The sequence below is a fragment of the Ruegeria sp. CDSB086 genome (assembly GCF_059611065.1).
The window spans coordinates 353,849-370,445 of sequence record NZ_JBXWOV010000004.1 but is presented as its reverse complement, the minus strand read 5'-3'; the positions used below and the strand labels follow the sequence as shown (position 1 = coordinate 370,445).

Annotated in this window: 16 protein-coding genes; 7 read left to right on the top strand and 9 right to left on the bottom strand. The window is 57.0% G+C overall.

Features of this window, described 5'->3' with window-relative positions; translation table 11 throughout:
• The first annotated feature begins 8 nt into the window (after window positions 1–8).
• Window positions 9–905 (top strand): ParB/RepB/Spo0J family partition protein, encoded by an 897-nt coding sequence (locus AC2FIO_RS10995; RefSeq protein ID WP_058275136.1) that lies wholly within the window; start codon window positions 9–11, stop codon window positions 903–905.
• Here the strand turns inward: AC2FIO_RS10995 and AC2FIO_RS10990 are convergent.
• The 4 genes from AC2FIO_RS10990 to rph are packed head-to-tail and all read right to left on the bottom strand — an operon-like array spanning window position 895 to window position 3,720.
• Window positions 895–1,248, bottom strand: a complete 354-nt coding sequence (locus AC2FIO_RS10990; protein ID WP_496697584.1) for a YbaN family protein — start codon at window positions 1,246–1,248, stop codon at window positions 895–897. The genes AC2FIO_RS10995 and AC2FIO_RS10990 overlap by 11 nt on opposite strands.
• 3 nt (window positions 1,249–1,251) lie before the next feature.
• Window positions 1,252–2,403: a radical SAM family heme chaperone HemW gene (hemW, locus tag AC2FIO_RS10985; RefSeq protein WP_496697582.1), complete on the bottom strand. Its 1,152-nt coding sequence runs from the start codon at window positions 2,401–2,403 to the stop codon at window positions 1,252–1,254.
• Complete coding sequence (rdgB, locus tag AC2FIO_RS10980; RefSeq protein WP_496697580.1) at window positions 2,396–3,010, bottom strand: RdgB/HAM1 family non-canonical purine NTP pyrophosphatase; 615 nt, start codon at window positions 3,008–3,010, stop codon at window positions 2,396–2,398. Before rdgB ends, hemW begins: the two co-directional genes overlap by 8 nt.
• Complete coding sequence (rph, locus tag AC2FIO_RS10975) at window positions 3,007–3,720, bottom strand: ribonuclease PH (RefSeq protein ID WP_058279370.1); 714 nt, start codon at window positions 3,718–3,720, stop codon at window positions 3,007–3,009. Before rph ends, rdgB begins: the two co-directional genes overlap by 4 nt.
• Before the next feature lie 112 nt (window positions 3,721–3,832).
• On the opposite strand from rph, the gene hrcA reads away from it, so the two are divergent.
• Window positions 3,833–4,897: a heat-inducible transcriptional repressor HrcA gene (gene hrcA / locus AC2FIO_RS10970; protein ID WP_496697577.1), complete on the top strand. Its 1,065-nt coding sequence runs from the start codon at window positions 3,833–3,835 to the stop codon at window positions 4,895–4,897.
• 10 nt (window positions 4,898–4,907) lie between these two features.
• Window positions 4,908–5,471, top strand: a complete 564-nt coding sequence (locus tag AC2FIO_RS10965) for a nucleotide exchange factor GrpE (RefSeq protein ID WP_058275130.1) — start codon at window positions 4,908–4,910, stop codon at window positions 5,469–5,471.
• 58 nt (window positions 5,472–5,529) lie between these two features.
• Here the strand turns inward: AC2FIO_RS10965 and mutS are convergent, their stop codons facing one another.
• Window positions 5,530–8,145, bottom strand: coding sequence for a DNA mismatch repair protein MutS (gene mutS / locus AC2FIO_RS10960; RefSeq protein WP_496697651.1), 2,616 nt, complete (start codon window positions 8,143–8,145; stop codon window positions 5,530–5,532).
• Window positions 8,146–8,306: 161 nt separating this feature from the next.
• Between mutS and AC2FIO_RS10955 the strand changes: the two genes are divergently transcribed.
• A complete protein-coding gene (locus tag AC2FIO_RS10955; protein WP_282153636.1) occupies window positions 8,307–10,562 on the top strand; it encodes an NADP-dependent malic enzyme in 2,256 nt (751 codons plus the stop codon).
• A gap of 3 nt (window positions 10,563–10,565) precedes the next feature.
• Window positions 10,566–11,438, top strand: coding sequence for a ribokinase (locus AC2FIO_RS10950; protein WP_496697574.1), 873 nt, complete (start codon window positions 10,566–10,568; stop codon window positions 11,436–11,438).
• On the opposite strand, the gene msrA is transcribed toward AC2FIO_RS10950, so the two are convergent.
• The 3 genes from msrA to AC2FIO_RS10935 form a co-directional block, all read right to left on the bottom strand.
• Window positions 11,435–12,106, bottom strand: a complete 672-nt coding sequence (gene msrA / locus AC2FIO_RS10945; RefSeq protein ID WP_058279255.1) for a peptide-methionine (S)-S-oxide reductase MsrA — start codon at window positions 12,104–12,106, stop codon at window positions 11,435–11,437. The genes AC2FIO_RS10950 and msrA overlap by 4 nt on opposite strands.
• A 98-nt stretch (window positions 12,107–12,204) precedes the next feature.
• Complete coding sequence (locus AC2FIO_RS10940) at window positions 12,205–12,486, bottom strand: SCP2 sterol-binding domain-containing protein (RefSeq protein WP_282170595.1); 282 nt, start codon at window positions 12,484–12,486, stop codon at window positions 12,205–12,207.
• A 148-nt stretch (window positions 12,487–12,634) separates the two neighbouring features.
• The gene (locus tag AC2FIO_RS10935; RefSeq protein WP_472722508.1) at window positions 12,635–13,861 is read right to left on the bottom strand and encodes an argininosuccinate synthase; all 1,227 of its coding nucleotides are present in this window, start codon (window positions 13,859–13,861) and stop codon (window positions 12,635–12,637) included.
• Between the two features lie 177 nt (window positions 13,862–14,038).
• Between AC2FIO_RS10935 and AC2FIO_RS10930 the strand changes: the two genes are divergently transcribed.
• Complete coding sequence (locus AC2FIO_RS10930) at window positions 14,039–14,743, top strand: hypothetical protein (protein WP_496697570.1); 705 nt, start codon at window positions 14,039–14,041, stop codon at window positions 14,741–14,743.
• Between the two features lie 58 nt (window positions 14,744–14,801).
• The gene (gene ilvA / locus AC2FIO_RS10925) at window positions 14,802–16,028 is read left to right on the top strand and encodes a threonine ammonia-lyase IlvA (RefSeq protein ID WP_496697568.1); all 1,227 of its coding nucleotides are present in this window, start codon (window positions 14,802–14,804) and stop codon (window positions 16,026–16,028) included.
• A 109-nt stretch (window positions 16,029–16,137) separates the two neighbouring features.
• Here ilvA and AC2FIO_RS10920 read toward each other — a convergent pair whose 3' ends face one another.
• The gene (locus tag AC2FIO_RS10920) at window positions 16,138–16,461 is read right to left on the bottom strand and encodes an Hpt domain-containing protein (protein WP_496697566.1); all 324 of its coding nucleotides are present in this window, start codon (window positions 16,459–16,461) and stop codon (window positions 16,138–16,140) included.
• Window positions 16,462–16,597: the final 136 nt, after the last annotated feature.

Genomic DNA, 16,597 nt, shown 5'->3' with positions numbered 1-16,597 from the left:
AGGGCACCGTGGCCGCCAAAAAAACAAAACCCAGAGGTTTGGGCCGGGGACTTTCCGCTTTGATGGCGGATGTGACGCAGGATACCGGGGGGCTTATGCCCACCGACCCGCGCCGTCCGGATATGAAAGTTCCGATTGAAAAACTGCGAGCGAACCCGAACCAGCCACGCAGAACCTTTCAGCAAGAGCGATTGGATGAACTTGCGGCCTCGGTCAAGGAAAAGGGCATCATTCAGCCGCTGATCGTGCGTGAGGTTCGCGGCGGCGACTATGAAATCGTGGCGGGCGAACGCCGCTGGCGTGCGGCTCAGATGGCGCAGCTGCATGATATCCCGGTTATCGTGCGGGATTTTGACGACACCGAAGTTCTGGAAGTCGCCATTATCGAGAATATTCAACGCGCAGACCTGAACGCTGTTGAAGAGGCCGCGGGTTACAAGCAGTTGATGGACCGTTTTGGCCATACACAGGAAAAACTGGCCGAAGCGTTGGGTAAAAGCCGCAGTCATATTGCGAACCTTTTACGTTTGCTGTCGTTGCCTATGGATGTTCAGAAGCTTGTTGTTGAAGGAAAACTGTCTGCCGGTCATGCCCGGGCGCTGATCACAGCTGAAGACCCCTCTGAGCTGGCGAAGATCGTCGTCAAGGACGGGCTGAGCGTGCGTGCGACTGAAGCGCTGGTGAAAAAACAACAGCAGGGGGATGCTCCTCAGGCGGCGCCGCGGTCCAGAAATCTGAATGCTGGCAAGGATGCGGATACGCGCGCGTTGGAGAAGGATCTTTCGGCCATTCTGGCGATGAAAGTGGCCATCAACCACAAAGCGGGATCAGAAACGGGTCAGGTCGTGCTGACCTACGAAAACCTCGATCAATTGGACGATCTGTGCGCCAAGCTCAGCCGTTAGGGCGGGTCCAGATAAAAATCATAACGCAGCTGAGGACGACTGCTTGAATGATCAGGACGTGGCTTGGAAGCGCAAGAACGACAGACAATCCAAAAACGGCGGCAACCGACAGGGTGGCCGCCTTTTTTGCGGCCGGACGAATGGCGCCCGAGCGTTGCCAATCCAAGATCATCGGCCCGAAGGTTCCATGACTGACCAGCCAAGTGTGCAGTCGGGAGGAAGATCGGGCAAAAAAGAACGCGGCCAGCAAAAGAAACGGGACCGTCGGCAGCAACGGCAACACAATGCCGACAACAGCCAACCCGACGCAGATCAATCCCATTGCGGCCCAGAGGTACTGCATCGTTTATCCCAATAACTCTCGAATGACCGCATTCAGGACTGCGCGACCATCTTTGGTGGCGATCAATCGGCCGTTTGATCGGTGTATCATACCCAGTTCTTCCAGGTCTCTTAGTTTGTTTTCTGGCAGTGAGAGATCGGAAAGTTCATTGAAACGATCAACATCTAGTCCTTCAGCAATTCTCATACCCATCATAAGGTATTCACTTGCCTGATTCTGCGTAGATAGCAATGATCTTTCTTTCTCGCCGTTTCCTTTTTCAACAGCACTGAGCCAGGCGTTGGGTGACAGATAGGTCTCTGTCGCTATCTTCTGGCCGTCCAGCGTAATACGCCCGTGCGCGCCGGGGCCGATACCGACGTAGTCTCCGTAACGCCAATAGATCAAGTTGTGCCGGGATTCTGCCCCCGGACGGGCATGGTTGGAAACCTCATAGGCGGGCAGGCCGTGGGCTTCGCAGATCTCTTGTGTGGCCAGATACATGTCGGCTGCGTGGTCATCCTCGGGCAGTCCACGCAGCTTGCCAACTGCATACCGGTCCCCAAAGGCGGTGCCTTCCTCGATCGTCAATTGATAGAGCGAGAGGTGATCGATGGCCATCGACAGCGCTTCGGTCAGTTCCGCTTTCCAAGCCTCAGGGGTTTGATGCTGACGCGCGTAAATCATGTCAAAGCTGACACGGTCAAAGCAGTTGCGGGCGATGTCAAAGGCGGCGCGGGCCTCGGCGACCGTGTGGATACGACCCAACCGGCGCAGATCTTCGTCATTCAGGGCCTGAACACCCATGGAAACGCGGTTCACGCCCGCATCGCGATAGGCGGCAAACCGGCCTGCCTCGACCGATCCGGGGTTGGCCTCAAGCGTGACTTCCATGTCGTTCGCAGGGCGCCAAAGCTTGCGCGCCTCGTCGATAATGGCTGCCACCGTTTCTGGTGCCATAAGAGACGGCGTGCCGCCACCAAAGAAGATTGTGTTCAAAACCCGGTCAGGGGTTTCAGATGCCGAGCGACGCAGTTCAGTCAAATACGACTTAAGCCATTGTTTTTGATTAATATTTTTCGAAACATGGCTGTTGAAATCGCAATAGGGGCACTTAGCCTCGCAAAAAGGCCAGTGTACATAGAGGCCGAAGCCTCCATGCCGCCAGTCATCCACCGAAACAGCCTTGAACAAAGGCGTTTACGGCGCGTCCGCGATGGCTGATTTTGTGTTTTTCCGCCGGAATCATTTCCGCACAGGTCACATCGTGCCCGTCCGGTTGGAACATCGGGTCATAACCGAAGCCGTTTTCCCCACGGATGGGCCAGACAAGCTGACCGGGCATGACGCCCTCAAACACTTCGTCATGACCATCGGGCCAGGCCAGAACCAGCGTGCAGCGAAACTGTGCTGTGCGTGGATGAGGCGCCTGTGCGGCCTCGAGCTCATCATGTGCGCGGGTCATCGCCATCAGGAAATCGCGGCCATTGCCGGTTTCTGCCCAATCGGCGGTATAGACACCGGGCGCACCGTCCAGCGCGTCAATGGTGATCCCGGAATCGTCCGACAGGGCAGGCAGGCCGGTAGCTTGTGCCGCCGCATGGGCCTTGATCCGGGCGTTACCGACGAACGTATCTTCGGTTTCTTCCGGTTCCGGCAGGTTCATCTCTGCCGCGCCAACAACCTTCACGCCGAAGGCCTCAAGGAGATGGGTCATCTCCTCAAGCTTGCCTTTGTTGTGCGTGGCCACCAGCAGCCTGTCGCCGTCGAACTTGCGGGTCATGCGGTGGCTGCCTTTTGGGCCGCAACCAGCTCACCCACGCCTTTTTCTGCCAGATCCATCAGCTGGTTCATTTGATCACGGCTGAAAACAGAGCCCTCGGCGCTCATCTGCACTTCGATCAGTTTGCCTGATCCGGTCATGATGAAGTTACCGTCAACGCCGGCTTCGCTGTCTTCGGGATAGTCCAGATCCAGGACAGGCTGGCCCGCGTAGATGCCGCAGGATACAGCGGCGACGGGATCGACCAGCGGGTCGGAAATGACGTCACCGGTTTTCATCAGTTTGTTCACGGCCAGACGCAGCGCCACCCAACCACCTGTGATCGAGGCGCAGCGGGTGCCGCCATCAGCCTGGATAACATCGCAGTCCACGGTGATCTGACGCTCACCTAACGCAACCCGATCCACGCCTGCGCGTAGCGAACGACCGATCAGGCGTTGAATTTCTACGGTACGGCCGCCTTGCTTGCCACTGGCCGCCTCGCGCCGCATGCGGGTGTTTGTTGCGCGGGGCAACATACCGTATTCGGCAGTAACCCATCCCAGGCCCGAGCCTTTGATGAACGGTGGCACGCGATCCTCAATCGTGGCGGTGCACAGGACATGGGTATCGCCTATTTTGATCAGGCAGGAACCTTCGGCATGTTTGGTAAACCCCGTTTCGATTGAAACGGCGCGCATTTCGCTTAAATCTCGTCCTGAGGGTCGCATGGAAAATCCTTTGTTTGCTGGGTTGGGGATAACGTCCCCGTGCCTTAGGATGCAACCCCGATTGACCTTTCAGATGTCTGCGATTTAATGCCGATCCAGCAGAGGATTGCCGATGAGCAAAGCAAGTAGAGTTCTGGACGAAATGAATGACCGGTCACGCGAGGTGTTCCGGTTGATCGTCGAGAGCTATCTGGACAGCGGCGAACCGGTCGGAAGCCGCTCGCTGACCCGCACATTGTCGGAAAAGGTCAGCGCCGCCACCGTACGCAATGTGATGCAGGATCTCGAATTTTTGGGTCTTCTCGACAGCCCGCATGTCAGTGCAGGCCGGGTGCCCACGCAGATGGGTCTGCGGATGTTCGTCGATGGGTTGCTGGAAGTGGGTGATCTTGGTGTAGACGATCGGCAGAAGTTAGATGAAACACTAGGCTCTAACGCGGGTGATGTGGGCGGGATGCTGGACCGAGTTGGTTCGGCCTTGTCACACGTGACACATGGCGCATCGCTGGTTCTTACCCCCAAGCAAGAGTCCGAGATCAAGCATATTGAGTTCGTCTCGCTGGCCCATGACCGCGCTTTGGTGGTTCTGGTTTTTGCGGACGGGCATGTGGAAAACCGGCTATTTACGCCTCCGCCGGGTCAGACGCCCAGTTCGATGCGCGAGGCGGCGAACTTTCTGAATTCTCTGATCGAAGGACGAACGCTCAGCGAAGTGCTGCGTCAGATGCAGACCCAGATTACCGCGCGCAGGCAAGAAATTGATGTTTTAGCGCGCGAGATGGTCGAAAGCGGCATGGCGGCCTGGGATGGGGACGGGACAGACTCGGCCCGTTTGATCGTGCGTGGACGGGCGAATCTGCTGGGGGAGCCAGGCGAAGCCGAGGAATTGGACCGAATCCGAACGTTGTTTGATGACCTGGAGCGTAAGCAGGACATCGCTGAATTCCTCGAATTGGCCGAAGAAGGTGAGGGTGTGCGCATTTTTATCGGCTCTGAGAACAAACTTTTCTCACTTTCGGGTTCCTCTTTGGTGGTGTCTCCATATATGAACGCTGATCGAAAGATAATTGGTGCGGTTGGGGTCATCGGACCCACTCGTCTGAATTATGGGCGGATCGTGCCGATCGTGGATTATACGGCGCAACTGGTCGGCAAACTGATTTCCGACCGGAGCTAGAGGGTAAGAGATGGCAGAGCCCAAGAACGAAGAATTTCTGGACGATATTGCAGCCGCCGAGGCGGAAGAGCTGGCCGAGGAATTTGCTGAGATCAGTGAAGAAGCGCTGGAACTTGATGCGCTGCGTGCTGAGCGTGACGATTTCAAGGACAAGTTCATGCGCGCGCTGGCAGATGCGGAGAACGCGCGCAAGCGTGGCGACAGAGCGCGCCGCGATGCGGAGCAATATGGCGGATCGAAACTGGCCCGCGACATGCTGCCAGTTTACGACAACATGAAACGAGCGCTTGAAGCCGCGACCGATGAGCAGAAAGAAGTGGCAGGACCCCTTCTGGAAGGCGTGGAACTGACAATGCGCGCGCTGAAGGACGTGTTCCAGAAGCATGGAATGGAAGTGATCACGCCCGAAGTTGGCGACCGGTTTGATCCCAATGTGCACGAAGCGATGTTCGAGGCCCCGGTGCCGGGTACCCGTGCGGGTGACATTATTCAGGTGTCTGCAGAAGGCTTTATGCTGCACGACCGTCTGCTGCGACCGGCGCAGGTTGGGGTGTCATCAACACCGGCAAGTTGATTGGTCTCGTTGAAGCCAAGCCTTCGGCGAGAGTATTTTATAAAAGATGAAGGGGCGGTCAGGTTTTGGCCGCCTCTTTCAGTTTGTAGATCAGGTCTAGCGCTTCGCGCGGGGTAAGCTCATCCGGCAGAATATCGTCCAGCATGCCGGTTACCGGAGAAGCTTTGGGCGCTGGTGGTGGCGGTGGCGGGGCGGCTGAAAACAAAGGCAGATCGTCGATCAGGGTCTTTTGCTTCCCCCCTTCACGTTCGGTTTTTTCAAGTTGGTCCAGCACGATACGAGCACGTTCAACGACTGAAGCTGGCAGTCCTGCCAATTGGGCGACCTGGACACCATAGGACCTGTCAGCCGCGCCTTTGTGGACTTCGTGCAGGAAGATCACCTCGCCTTCCCATTCTTTGACAGCAACGGTGGCGTTTTCCACGCCTTCCAGTTTGCCGGCAAGTGCGGTGAGTTCATGGTAGTGGGTTGCGAACAGGGCGCGGCATTTGTTGGAGGCGTGCAGATGTTCCAGCGTGGCCCAGGCGATGGACAGGCCATCATAGGTGGCCGTGCCGCGACCTATTTCATCAAGAATAACGAGAGCGCGGTCATCAGCCTGATTGAGGATGGCGGCGGTTTCGACCATTTCGACCATAAAGGTCGAGCGTCCGCGGGCCAAATCATCCGACGCTCCGACGCGGCTGAACAGTTGGCTGACTAGCCCGACATGCGCCTGTTCCGCAGGCACGTAACTGCCCATCTGGGCAAGCAAGGCAATCAGGGCATTCTGGCGTAGGAAGGTCGACTTACCGGCCATATTGGGGCCGGTCAGCATCCAGATCGCCGCGCCTTTATCAGCACTGAGATCGCAGTCATTAGCAATGAAGGCGTCACCGTTTTGCCGGCGCAATGCCTGTTCGACCACCGGGTGTCTTCCGCCCTGAACATCGAACGCGCGTGAGGCATCAACCTGCGGGCGACACCAGTTTTCACCACGCGCCAGATCGGCCAGAGCAGTGGTCAGATCCAGTTCAGCCAAACCGCGCGCTGCTTGGTTGAGACGTGCGGCCTTATCCAGGATTTCGCCAGAAAGCGTTGCATAGAGCCGCTTTTCGATCTCAAGCGCCAAGTTTCCGGCGTTTAGAATGCGGGTCTCGATCTCGGACAGCTCCACGGTCGTGAACCGGACCTGGTTGGCGGTTGTTTGACGGTGGATATAGGTCTCAGAAAATGGTGGGTTCTGCATTTTCTCGGCATGGGTAGCCGTTGTTTCGATGAAATAGCCCAGCACATTGTTATGCTTGATCTTCAGTGACGTGATGCCGGTGTGTTCCGCATATTTCTGCTGAAACCCGGCAATGACGGAACGACCTTCGTCGCGTAGGGTGCGGGCTTCGTCCAGTTCGGCATCATAACCCGGGGAGATGAACCCGCCGTCCCGGGCCAGCAATGGGGGTTCGGCCACTAGCGCTTCGTCAAGCCGGTTCAGCAGGTCGTCAAATCCGACCAGATTTTGCAGGGCGGTGGCTAGGACAACCGGCAGGTCTTGACCCGCGCAGAGTTCAGCGATTGCGGCGGCCTGTGTCAGGCCGTTGCGAATGGCGGTCAGATCCCGCGGGCCACCCCGATCCAGTGACAGGCGGGACAGCGCCCGGTCCAGATCCGGGGTTTTGCGCAAAGCCTCGCGCAGATCTGATGTGATCAGGCTGTCTTCGGCCGCAAAAGTTACCGCATCCAGCCGCCCATGGATGACGTCCAGATTGCGGGATGGGCTCGAAAGCCGTTGGTCCAACAGTCGTGCGCCACCCGGTGTGACGGTGCGATCCATCACAGATAGCAGCGAACCAGCGCGGCCACCGGACAGGGATCGGGTCAGTTCCAGATTGCGCCGTGTGGCGGCGTCGATCTGAACGACGCGGTCCTCGGATTCTTTCAATGGGGTTTGCAGAAGCGGCAGTTTGCCTTTTTGCGTGATTTCCAGATAGTCGATCAGCGCACCCATGGCCGAGATTTCGGCGCGACCAAAACTGCCGAACGCGTCCAGTGCGCCCACGTGAAACAGCCCGCATATGCGCTTTTCCGCCGCAGTGCTGTCGAAGCTGGCACGCCCGATTGGGGTCAACGAGATACCCAGATCCATAACGGGTTCGTTCAGTTTGTCCTGCACACCATCGGCCACGATCAACTCGGATGGTGCCAGCCGGGCCAGTTCGGGACTGAGGCGCACTGAGGTCAAAGGCATAACGTGAAACGCGCCAGTTGAGATATCGGCCCAAGCCAGCGCGGCCTCATCGCGAACCTCGGCATAGGCGGCCAAGAAGTTGTGGCGGCGAGCCTCAAGCAGGGCATCTTCGGTCAACGTGCCAGGCGTAACCAGACGCACAACATCGCGCTTTACGACCGATTTAGAGCCTCTTTTCTTCGCTTCAGCCGGGCTTTCCATCTGTTCGCAGACGGCCACGCGAAACCCTTTCCGGATCAGGGTCAGCAGATACCCCTCGGCCGCATGGACCGGTACGCCGCACATCGGAATGTCGGTGTCGTTATGCTTTCCGCGTTTGGTCAAGGCGATGTCCAGCGCTTCGGCGGCGTTGACGGCGTCCTGAAAGAACATCTCGTAAAAGTCGCCCATGCGGTAAAACAGCAAGGCATCGGCATGCGCTTCTTTGATTTCGAGATATTGCGCCATCATCGGCGTGACTGTGGACAAGGCTGACCCCTTTTGGCGTATTCCGGTCGCGACCTTACAAATCCACCCATCTCGACGAAAGGTGAAAAGTATTCTCGTTGAGGCGCGCGCCTGCCTGCGCTATGAGGCAAAAGTCCCGCAGATGTAAAGAAACGACCCATCACATGCCCAAAGCGAAGATCACCAAAGAAGAGGCGCTGGCCTTTCACCTCGACCCGACACCCGGCAAGTGGGAGGTTCAGGCCACCGTTCCCATGACGACGCAGCGCGATCTGTCGCTGGCTTATAGCCCCGGTGTCGCTGTTCCATGTGAAGCTATCGCCGAAAACCCAGAGACTGCTTACGACTACACCAACAAGGGCAATCTGGTTGCGGTGATCTCGAACGGCACGGCGGTTCTGGGCCTTGGAAATCTGGGTGCGCTGGGTTCGAAACCGGTGATGGAGGGCAAATCAGTCCTGTTCAAACGGTTCGCTGATGTGAACTCGATCGATATCGAGCTGGATACCGAAGACCCGGACGAATTCTGCCGCGCTGTGCGTCTGATGGGACCGACCTTTGGCGGTATCAACCTGGAAGACATCAAGGCGCCCGAGTGTTTCATCATCGAACAGCGCCTGAAGGAAGAGATGGACATCCCCGTCTTCCACGACGACCAACACGGCACGGCGGTGATCTGTGCGGCGGGTCTGCTGAACGCGCTGCGTATCTCGGGCAAAAAGATCGAAGACGTGAAAATCGTGCTGAACGGCGCGGGTGCGGCGGGTATCGCCTGTATCGAGCTGCTCAAGTCGATGGGCGCAAAACACGAAAACTGCATCGTCTGCGACACCAAGGGCGTGATCTACCAAGGCCGAACCGAGGGCATGAACCAGTGGAAATCCGCCCACGCGATCACCACCGAGTTGCGCACATTGGAAGAGGCGATGAGGGGCGCGGACGTATTCCTTGGTGTGTCGGTCAAAGGCGCGGTGACGCAGGATATGGTTGCCAGCATGGCGGACAATCCGGTGATTTTCGCCATGGCAAACCCGGACCCGGAGATTACGCCAGAAGAGGCGCATGAGGTTCGTGTTGATGCCATCGTCGCCACCGGGCGCAGCGATTATCCGAACCAGGTGAACAACGTTCTGGGCTTTCCTTACTTGTTCCGGGGCGCGCTGGACATTCATGCCCGCGCTATCAATGACGAGATGAAGATCGCTTGCGCCCATGCACTGGCTAATCTGGCGCGCGAGGATGTGCCGGATGAGGTCGCCATGGCCTATGGCAAATCTCTGACCTTTGGCCGGGATTACATTATCCCGACGCCGTTCGACCCACGCCTGATCCACCGTATTCCGCCCGCCGTGGCAAGGGCCGGGATGGACACCGGAGCAGCCCGACGCCCGATCATTGATATGGACGCCTATGAGCTGAGCCTGAAATCCCGCATGGACCCGACCGCCAGCATCCTGCGCGGCCTGAACGCCCGTGCACGTCAAGCGCAAAGCCGGATGATCTTTGCCGAAGGCGACGATCCACGCGTCTTGCGCGCGGCGGTGATGTATCAGCGATCGGGCTTTGGCAAGGCGCTGGTTGTTGGTCGTCCAGACGATGTGAAGGAAAAGCTGGAAGCCGCCGGCCTGGAGGACGCGGTGCGCGAGCTGGAGGTGATTAACGCCTCCACAACCACGCATCTCGAAGCCTATAAGGATTTTCTTTACAAGCGTCTGCAGCGCAGTGGCTTTGATCGCAAGGATATCCATCGTCTGGCCGCGCGGGATCGCCATGTGTTCTCTTGCCTGATGTTGGCGCATGGTCACGCCGACGGCATGGTTACCGGTGCAACGCGGAAATCGGCACATGTGCTGGAACGCATCAATCATGTGTTTGACGCTGATGCCGAACATGGGGCCGTTGGTGTGACGGCGCTGTTGCACAAGGGTAAGATCGTTTTGATTGGTGACACGCTGGTCCATGAATGGCCGGATGAGCATGATCTGGCCAATATCGCCGAACGCTCGGCCTCGGTCGCGCGGCATTTGGGGCTGGACCCACGCGTTGCCTTTGTCAGCTTTTCCACCTTCGGCTATCCGGTATCTGAGCGGGCTGAGAAAATGCACGTAGCGCCCGAGATTCTGGATAAGCGCGGCGTCGATTTCGAATATGATGGCGAGATGACCGTGGATGTGGCGCTGAACGTGGAACAGCAAGAGGCTTATCCCTTCTCGCGTCTGACGGGCCCAGCCAATATCTTGATTGTACCCGCACGGCATTCGGCCTCGATCTCGACCAAGCTGATGCAAGAGATGGGTGGCGCGAACGTCATTGGCCCGATCCTGACCGGTGTCGATAAGCCGATTCAGATCTGTTCGACTGGCTCGACAGCAAATGACATTTTGAACATGGCCATTCTGGCCTCTTGCGATATTGGATAAACCGTGACGATCTGGAACCTAGGCTCGATCAATGCGGACATGGTCTATGCCCTGCCGCATCTACCCACTGCCGGTGAAACCCTGGCCGCTTCGAACCTGGAGCGGTTTCTGGGTGGCAAAGGGGCCAACATGTCCGTTGCAGCGGCGCGTGCCGGATCGCGTGTGGCGCATATCGGTGGCATTGGGCCGGACGGGCGCTGGGCCCTGGATCGCATGACCGAATATGGCGTCGACACCCGGTTCATTACCGAGGTCGACGTGCCTACAGGACACGCGATCATTGCGGTGGACGAGCAGGGTGAGAACCAGATCATTCTGTATCCCGGCGCGAACCACGCCATCGAACAGGATCAGCTGGGACAGGCCTTATCGCAGGCTGTTCCCGGTGATCTGCTGGTCATGCAGAACGAGACCAACGCCCAGGTCGAGGCCGCCCGCATGGGCCGTGATCTGGGACTGACCGTCTGCTATGCCGCAGCGCCGTTTCAGGCTGATGCCGTACAGGCGGTGCTGCCTTATCTGGACTTCCTGATCCTGAATGAGGTCGAGGCAGAACAGCTGCGCGAAAGTACGGGCCAATCCGTCGCTGAATTGCCCGTTAAGCATGTACTGGTCACGTTGGGGTCTAAGGGTGCGCGCTACCTGCCCAAGGATGGTGAGGCACTTGAGATTTCGGCACACAAAGTAAAAGCCGTGGACACGACCGGCGCAGGGGATACCTTTACCGGATACGTTCTGGCCGGAATGGACCGCGGGTTGCCGATGCCGCAGGCGATTGCACAAGCAAATCGTGCCGCGGCCCTGATGGTCACGCGGCACGGCACGGCGGATGTTATTCCCGACCTCAAAGAGGTGCTGGAAGCCCGGTTCGGTTAGGACCCGGCGAAAGGTGCGTTGCTACCCCAGAGCTGTTTGACGCGCGCATCCCGACCGCAGGCTTTGCGGTAGGCTTTGTATGCGTTTTTCTGGCGTTTCGGTCCAAAGCGGGTGAGCACCAGCTTGTCGCCCTTGTAGTAATCCTGATGGTAAGCTTCGGCCGGGTAAAAGGTGCCCGCGTTTAAGATGGGCGTGACTACGGTTTGACCCAGCGCTTGCTGCGCATTGGCTTTGGCTTTCTGCGCCAACGCTTTTTCGCCTGTGTTAGAGACAAAAACAGCAGTGCGATAGCTGTTGCCGCGATCACAGAACTGGCCGCCTGCATCGGTTGGATCAACGGAACGGAAGAACATGCTCAGCAGCGTTTCACGGGAAACCCGCGAAGAGTCGAAGGTGATCTGAACAGCCTCGTAATGTCCGGTGCCACCTTTCGTCACTTGGTCATAAGTCGGATTGGCTGTCTTACCGCCGGTAAAGCCGGATACGGCGCCAATCACGCCGGGAACCGATTCAAAATCGGATTCAACACACCAAAAACACCCTCCGGCGACGGTCAGGGTTTCAGTGCCGGCAGCTGGCGCGGGCAGGGCACGCAGCATCGCGGCCAGTGTGATCAGGACAAACAGAAGCGACGGTTTAACGAAACAGAGGTATGTGGTCCGGGTCATGGCAGATCTCCTTCTGAGATCAGGCTGCCCCTACTTTTCTGCCGTTGCAATCCGCTGACATGGTTTGTCACGCGCTGGTGAGACGAGTTTATCGGCGCTTACCCCAGCAACTGTCCCAGTTTCATCGCCACACCCATATTGCCCGAGATCTTGAGCTTGCCCAATGCCACGCCGGTCATTGGGTTCAGCTTGCCGGTCAGCAGTTTGGTCAGGTTTTCCTGTGAAATTCGTATTGTGCAGTCTGCATCCTGATCTTGCGTCGTCGCTTGATTGTCGATCAGCACGATCACCCCGTCATCACCGCAATCGAACTTGAGAGAGCCGTCAAACGTCTTGTCTTTCAGACCTTTTTGAATCCCGTCAGCGATGTCCTGAAGCATGGTCTACCCTTTCCCTGTTGACCCTTGCGTAAAGAAAAAGGGACGAAACAGGCAAGGGTGACGCTACTGGAACTGACTGGTCAGCGAAGACAAAGAAAAACCCGGCGCCCTCTTGGACACCGGGTTCGTCATCCAACAATGGCGTGACTTACTTGGACAGACGCTTTTCGCGCGCGGCCAGCAATTTCAGCCGCAGGGCGTTCAACTGGATAAATCCGGCTGCGTCTTTCTGATCATATGCCCCGGCATCGTCTTCAAAGGTCACGTGTTCCTCTGAATACAGCGAGTGATCCGACCAGCGGCCAACGGTCGATGCCAGACCTTTGTACAGTTTCACGCGGACGGTGCCGGTGACGTGTTCCTGCGACTTGTCGATCGCAGCTTGCAGCATTTCGCGTTCGGGTGAGTACCAGAAGCCGTTATAGATTGCTTCCGCATATTGCGGCATCAACTGGTCTTTCAGGTGCATCGCGCCACGGTCCATGGTGATCGACTCGATACCACGGTGCGCTTCCAGCAGGACGGTGCCGCCAGGTGTTTCATAGATGCCGCGCGATTTCATGCCAACAAAGCGACCCTCGACCAGATCCAGACGGCCAATGCCGTGTTTGCCGCCATATTCGTTCAGCTTGGTCAGAATGGTTGCGGGGCTCATCGCTTCGCCATTGATGCTGACCGCGTCGCCTTTTTCGAAACCAATCTCGATGAATTCAGGCTCGTTCGGCGCATCCTCGGGGTGAACCGTGCGCTGATAGACATAGTCGGGCGCCATATCGGCAGGGTCTTCCAGAACCTTACCCTCGGACGAGGTGTGCAGCAGGTTGGCATCAACCGAGAAGGGTGCCTCGCCGCGTTTGTCCTTGGCGATCGGGATCTGGTTCGCTTCGGCAAATTCCAACAGCTTGGTCCGGCTGGTCAGGTCCCATTCGCGCCAGGGCGCGATCACCTTGATGTCGGGGTTCAGCGCGTAAGCCGCGAGTTCGAACCGCACCTGATCATTGCCCTTGCCGGTTGCGCCGTGGGCAACCGCGTCGGCACCGGTTGCTTCGGCAATCTCAACCAGACGTTTCGAAATCAGCGGGCGCGCGATCGAGGTGCCCAGCAGATACAGGCCCTCATACTGCGCATTGGCGCGGAACATGGGGAAGACAAAATCGCGGACGAATTCCTCGCGGACATCCTCAATAAAGATATTCTCGGGCTTGATTCCCAGCATCTCGGCCTTTTGGCGCGCTGGCTCAAGTTCCTCACCCTGACCCAGATCGGCAGTGAAGGTTACGACCTCACAACCATACTCGGTCTGCAGCCATTTCAGGATGATCGAAGTATCAAGGCCACCGGAATAGGCCAGAACAACTTTCTTGGGCGCGGACATCTGACTTCCCCTTATTCATAAGACGATTGGCCCCTAACGGGTTTTGTGAGCGGGGGCAAGTTATCTGCGTTGACCCGGCGCCGGAATTGAGGTGAAACGTTCGTCTATAAAACAAGGATTGGTTGAGAGGGCAGTTTTCGGATGTTGGGTTGGAGAATTTTTAAGCACGCGCTTAACATGTTTTTTAATGATTTTGGTACTGCGTTGCGAGTGTCGTCCCCGTTAATAGCGGTTTCCCTGTTCGGGGTTGTGCTTTTCATCGTAAAAGGGTCGGAATACGTCACCGGAGGACAGGGTCAGTTCGAGGGTGTCTTGCTGCTTGGGCTTCTGAGTTACATTGCCACCTTATGGGTTGCTGTTTCTTGGCATCGCTACTGTCTGCTGGAAGAGTATCCAGAAAAGACAATCCCGGATTTTAATGTTTCACGCATTTTAGGGTATTTCGGGTGGGGTCTTTTGTTAGGGTTGATCCTCTTAGGTATGGTAGCCCTATTGTTCGCCGTTGTTTACGCCGCCGGCGGTTTTATAGCAGGATCGCTGTCATTGTTTGGCGGCGTTCTATTGGGTGTCGGGCTGATTTTTACTATTTGGGTCACTCAGCGTCTGAGCCTGGTTCTTCCCGCAAGCGCTGTGGGAAAGCCGATCAGATTTGATGACTCGTGGCGTGCTACGCGGCCTATTGCGACAGCAATTCTTATCGTTTTCCCGATTTTGGGCGCGTTTGGTTTTGCTATTGGTCTTGTTGTAGGGTTCTTAGGGGTCTTCTCGGCACTATTAGGGTATGCGCTTCAGGCCATCGTAAATTGGATGATCGCAATGGTAAGCCTGAGCGTTCTGACAACCATGTACGGTCTTTGTGTCGAAAAGCGCGAACTCGCCTGACTCGCGTACACATATGTACTCCTTGCCCTTTCGGCGGTGATGCGGCACTGAAACGTTCATGACCGATTTCATGACCCGCGCCCGCGCCGCCGAACAGGTGATGCGTTCTGTTTTTCCGGCAACGCCGTTGCAACGGAATGCCCATCTGTCCGACCGCTATGGCGCCGATATCTGGCTTAAGCGTGAGGATCTCAGCCCGGTGCGGTCTTATAAGATCCGCGGCGCGTTCAATGCCATGCGCAAGCAGCAAGGGCAGGATCTGTTCGTCTGCGCAAGTGCGGGCAATCATGCGCAGGGTGTTGCCTATATGTGCAAACATCTGAACGTACGCGGTGTCATTTTCATGCCTGTGACCACGCCGCAGCAGAAAATCCAGAAGACCCGGATTTTCGGCGGCGACAATATTGAGATCCACCTGACCGGAGACTATTTCGACGACACGCTGGCCGCCGCGCAAGACTGGTGCGCCCAGCAAGGTGGGTACTTTCTGTCGCCCTTTGATGATGAGGACGTGATCGAAGGTCAGGCGTCCTTAGCGGTTGAGATTGAGGAACAGCTTGGACAGGTTCCCGATCATGTCATCTTGCCAGTGGGTGGTGGTGGCATGTCGTCTGGCGTGGCCACATGGTTCGGGGATCGGACGCATTGTCTGTTCGTGGAGCCGGCGGGTGGCGCTTGTCTGCGCGCGGCTTTGGCGGCGGGCCATCCGGTGGCTCTGGATCACGTAGATACATTTGTCGACGGTGCGGCAGTAGGTCGGATCGGTGAAAAGCCGTTTGAGCTGTTGAAATCTCGCCATTTGTCCGACGTTTTGGTTCTGTCCGAAGATCGCATCTGTACCACCATGATCGAAATGCTGAACGTCGAGGGCATCGTGCTGGAACCAGCGGGGGCCCTGGCGGTTGAGGCTGTGGGCGACGTGCAAAGCTTTATCCGGGGTAAGACCGTGGTGTGCGTCACCTCGGGCGGCAATTTCGATTTCGAACGCTTGCCCGAGGTTAAGGAACGGGCGCAGAGGTATTCGGGCGTCAAAAAATACTTCATCCTCCGCCTGCCACAACGTCCAGGCGCATTGAAGGAATTTCTGGGCATTCTAGGTCCTGAGGACGATATTGCCCGCTTTGAGTACATGAAAAAATCGGCCCGCAATTTCGGATCCGTCCTGATCGGTATCGAAACGCGAAAGCCTGAGAATTTTGTGCGCCTGTTTGCGCATCTTGATGATGCGGGCTTTACCTATACCGACATTACCGAAGACGAAACGCTGGCGCAGTTCGTGATCTGAAGCCACGATCAATTTGTGTGTCTCTCCGGCCTGTTCAATCTTCATTTCGATTTCTGGAATTGCCGGGAAATGTAGCGTCGCGAACAGGAAGAAGCCACGCTGACATTCGCTAAAGACTGCCGAGCCCCGCCTTAAATTCGGCGGTTGAGCGTTCAAAAATGCTGAGGATATTGGCAAAGTCGACCGCCTTGCTGTCCCCTAGTGCCGATTGTCGTTCCCCGTCCTGACACAGCTTGGCCACAGCCTCGAATCCAAGGCTCAGCGCGCTACCTTTTACGAAATGCAGGTTTTGTTCAAACTCGGTGCGGGCGGTGTCGTTTCGAAGCCGGGTAAGGGCTTCGTTCACCTCATCAATGAAGATCTGCACCACCTCATCAAACTCACTTGCGCCAACCTCGTCCCTTAGTTGCCGGACCCTGGACCAGTTGATCATGCCATCCTCGCTTTATCTGCCCGGGGATTTGGTATCGCGGAACCGGTAAAGAGCAGGTTAAGCGGAATGAATTTCGGCTTTCACCCATTGTTAAACTGCGGCGCGATAGGGTCTTCCCATTCCGATAAGCGCCGTT